A 3,218-nucleotide genomic window follows, 5' to 3' on the forward strand; every position below is an offset into this window, starting at 1 on the left:
AACCAGTTCTTGATATGCCTCCACAGAACCATGCAAAGTAGCGCCCGGTCACCCGACTGGGCGAGGATTGAAACCCGGACTTGTTAGGGTGCAGATTTAATGCATCATGTAGCGCCCGGTCACCCGACTGGGCGAGGATTGAAACTTCAATGGGTCATCTGTTGCCTTAACCGGAGACAAGTAGCGCCCGGTCACCCGACTGGGCGAGGATTGAAACAACCCAACCAACACTGTTGGCGGCATAAATCGAGGTAGCGCCCGGTCACCCGACTGGGCGAGGATTGAAACACCAATCCAGACCAGGATTCATCTGTCGCTAACTGGTAGCGCCCGGTCACCCGACTGGGCGAGGATTGAAACCTCGTATTTTGCTGCGTATTTTTGCGCCTGCGCTGGTAGCGCCCGGTCACCCGACTGGGCGAGGATTGAAACCAGAAGGCCCAGGTTGAGCGATTTATACCGCCAACAGTAGCGCCCGGTCACCCGACTGGGCGAGGATTGAAACCCTTGATTAATCTTCTTGAGCAAGGTGGATGTAATGTAGCGCCCGGTCACCCGACTGGGCGAGGATTGAAACCAGAAGGCCCAAGTAGACCGGTTGATCCCGCCCACGTAGCGCCCGGTCACCCGACTGGGCGAGGATTGAAACAGAAAGATCCGATCTGCTATCAAGCTTTACTAGCTGTAGCGCCCGGTCACCCGACTGGGCGAGGATTGAAACAGGCGGGGGACGAATATAAAATGCCATCCGATAAAGTAGCGCCCGGTCACCCGACTGGGCGAGGATTGAAACAGACAAATTAGGCGATGCCATAATCTTACCCTTTGTAGCGCCCGGTCACCCGACTGGGCGAGGATTGAAACTGGTCATCCTGCTTTGCAAGAATTTGGCATGCAGGTAGCGCCCGGTCACCCGACTGGGCGAGGATTGAAACTAATCCATGACGTGCCATTATACGCCATAGGCTCGTAGCGCCCGGTCACCCGACTGGGCGAGGATTGAAACGCCTCACTGTCCTTCAGTAGCGTGGAACGTATAGTAGCGCCCGGTCACCCGACTGGGCGAGGATTGAAACAAGCTGCTCGCGACGATAGGCTGTCTGCCAGAGAGGTAGCGCCCGGTCACCCGACTGGGCGAGGATTGAAACGCCGATTTCCGCAAAATACTGAGTTGTACTGCCGTGTAGCGCCCGGTCACCCGACTGGGCGAGGATTGAAACGCCGATTTCCGCAAAATACTGAGTTGTACTGCCGTGTAGCGCCCGGTCACCCGACTGGGCGAGGATTGAAACTCAAGCTGCTGGGTGCGTATGTACTCTTCCAGCTGTAGCGCCCGGTCACCCGACTGGGCGAGGATTGAAACAAAAATGCTCCTGTTTTTTGCTCAGGAGACCCATGTAGCGCCCGGTCACCCGACTGGGCGAGGATTGAAACATACGATTTGGGAATTATGCATCCGGAGTGCACGGTAGCGCCCGGTCACCCGACTGGGCGAGGATTGAAACCATTAGATTATCTTATAAGGGAGTATTTATAATGGTAGCGCCCGGTCACCCGACTGGGCGAGGATTGAAACTGTCCGTGTGATAATCTCACCTTGCACGGTCTCACGTAGCGCCCGGTCACCCGACTGGGCGAGGATTGAAACTGCACCATCACCCACAGTATCTACCGCTTGATGATGGTAGCGCCCGGTCACCCGACTGGGCGAGGATTGAAACACGCAGCTGGTGAAGGCCAGGCGTGGTGGTCTTTGTAGCGCCCGGTCACCCGACTGGGCGAGGATTGAAACAAAATGTTTGGTGACAGCAATCTCTCTTGGGATCAGGTAGCGCCCGGTCACCCGACTGGGCGAGGATTGAAACTTTCTGCGTGCGGGCGCCAAAAAATGTAATCGGTGTAGCGCCCGGTCACCCGACTGGGCGAGGATTGAAACACTTATCTGGGAGGCGGTGTTGATGTTAGTCCACGTAGCGCCCGGTCACCCGACTGGGCGAGGATTGAAACTATATGGGGGAACGCCCCCAGATTATCAACATCCGGGTAGCGCCCGGTCACCCGACTGGGCGAGGATTGAAACTTCTACAGAACCAGCTGACAATGCGGCGGCTATATGTAGCGCCCGGTCACCCGACTGGGCGAGGATTGAAACAGGATTGATCCATCAATCCCAGTTGTGACCAAGCTGTAGCGCCCGGTCACCCGACTGGGCGAGGATTGAAACGAAAGACCGGCATCAGGGTACATAAGAGATGTAGTGGTAGCGCCCGGTCACCCTGTCACCGGCAATGTAAAAATGCCCCTTAACGGCAATTAAAAATTGCCCCCCCTGAATTAAGCTGGTCATTTTTTCTATGAGGTGGCTGCTATTATTGTTAATACAGGAGATGGCAATGACCATTAGGGTATTAAAGAAGCAGGGAAAGAGGATTAAAGAAAACTGTATATCATGCGGGCACCTCGAATAACCCGAGGGTTTCAGTCAATCCTGCCGCGAAATGATGAGCGCGACCGAATTCGGTTTGATTTCCATGACAAATCGCCGCTTTCCTGGCGATGTCGCGCCGCTTTTACCCCGAATCTCCCTGGGCATTAGCGATTCGGTCCATTTTGAGTGTCAAGAGGCCTTGATCCCTGTCTCTCCAAAGTAGACCAGTCGCCTCAGGTTGTAGCAGGCCGCCATCACCGAGCTAAGATGTTTAGTCCCACGGTGTGCTGGAATGGGTCAAAGATAAAACGATCTGGCTCATTTTTCCAGATTTTGCAGATGTATTCATAGGGTGTTAGGCCTTTGAGAGCTTTTAGTCTTTTGGCGAAGTTATAAGCCATCACAAAGCGATGGAGATGGGCCTTCAACTGATCGTGTGAGTCGTAATAATACCGTTTTACAGTCGCATCCTTGATGGTTCGATTCATGCGTTCAACCTGACCATTGGTCCAGGGATGGTTGGGTTTGGTGAGACGGTGCTCGATGCCGTTGATCTGACAACACCTATCGAACATATGCGTTACATACTGAGCCGTTGGCCCATTCCGATAACGCGCCGGGAACGTAAACTGGATACCGTTATCAGTCAGGATTGTATGGATCTTGTAGGGAACAGTCTCGATCACGGCCTTCAAGAAGGCGGTTGCCGTGTTGCGGTTGGCTTTGTTCTGGAGTTGAACAAAACCGAACTTTGATGTCCGGTCAATGGCTACAAAAAGTTAGAGTTTAA

The 3,218-nt window shown here is 53.9% G+C and carries 1 pseudogene and 1 CRISPR repeat array; the pseudogene reads right to left on the reverse strand.

The window, feature by feature from the left end:
* The first annotated feature begins 37 nt into the window (after nt 1–37).
* Nucleotides 38–2,297: direct repeats of the CRISPR family, unit length 37 nt; unit sequence GTAGCGCCCGGTCACCCGACTGGGCGAGGATTGAAAC.
* Nucleotides 2,298–2,682: 385 nt separating this feature from the next.
* Nucleotides 2,683–3,218 (reverse strand): annotated as a pseudogene (locus ABF86_RS10460) (integrase core domain-containing protein); the annotation flags it as partial.

The organism is Nitrosomonas sp. GH22 (assembly GCF_009833115.1).
Lineage (GTDB): Bacteria > Pseudomonadota > Gammaproteobacteria > Burkholderiales > Nitrosomonadaceae > Nitrosomonas > Nitrosomonas eutropha.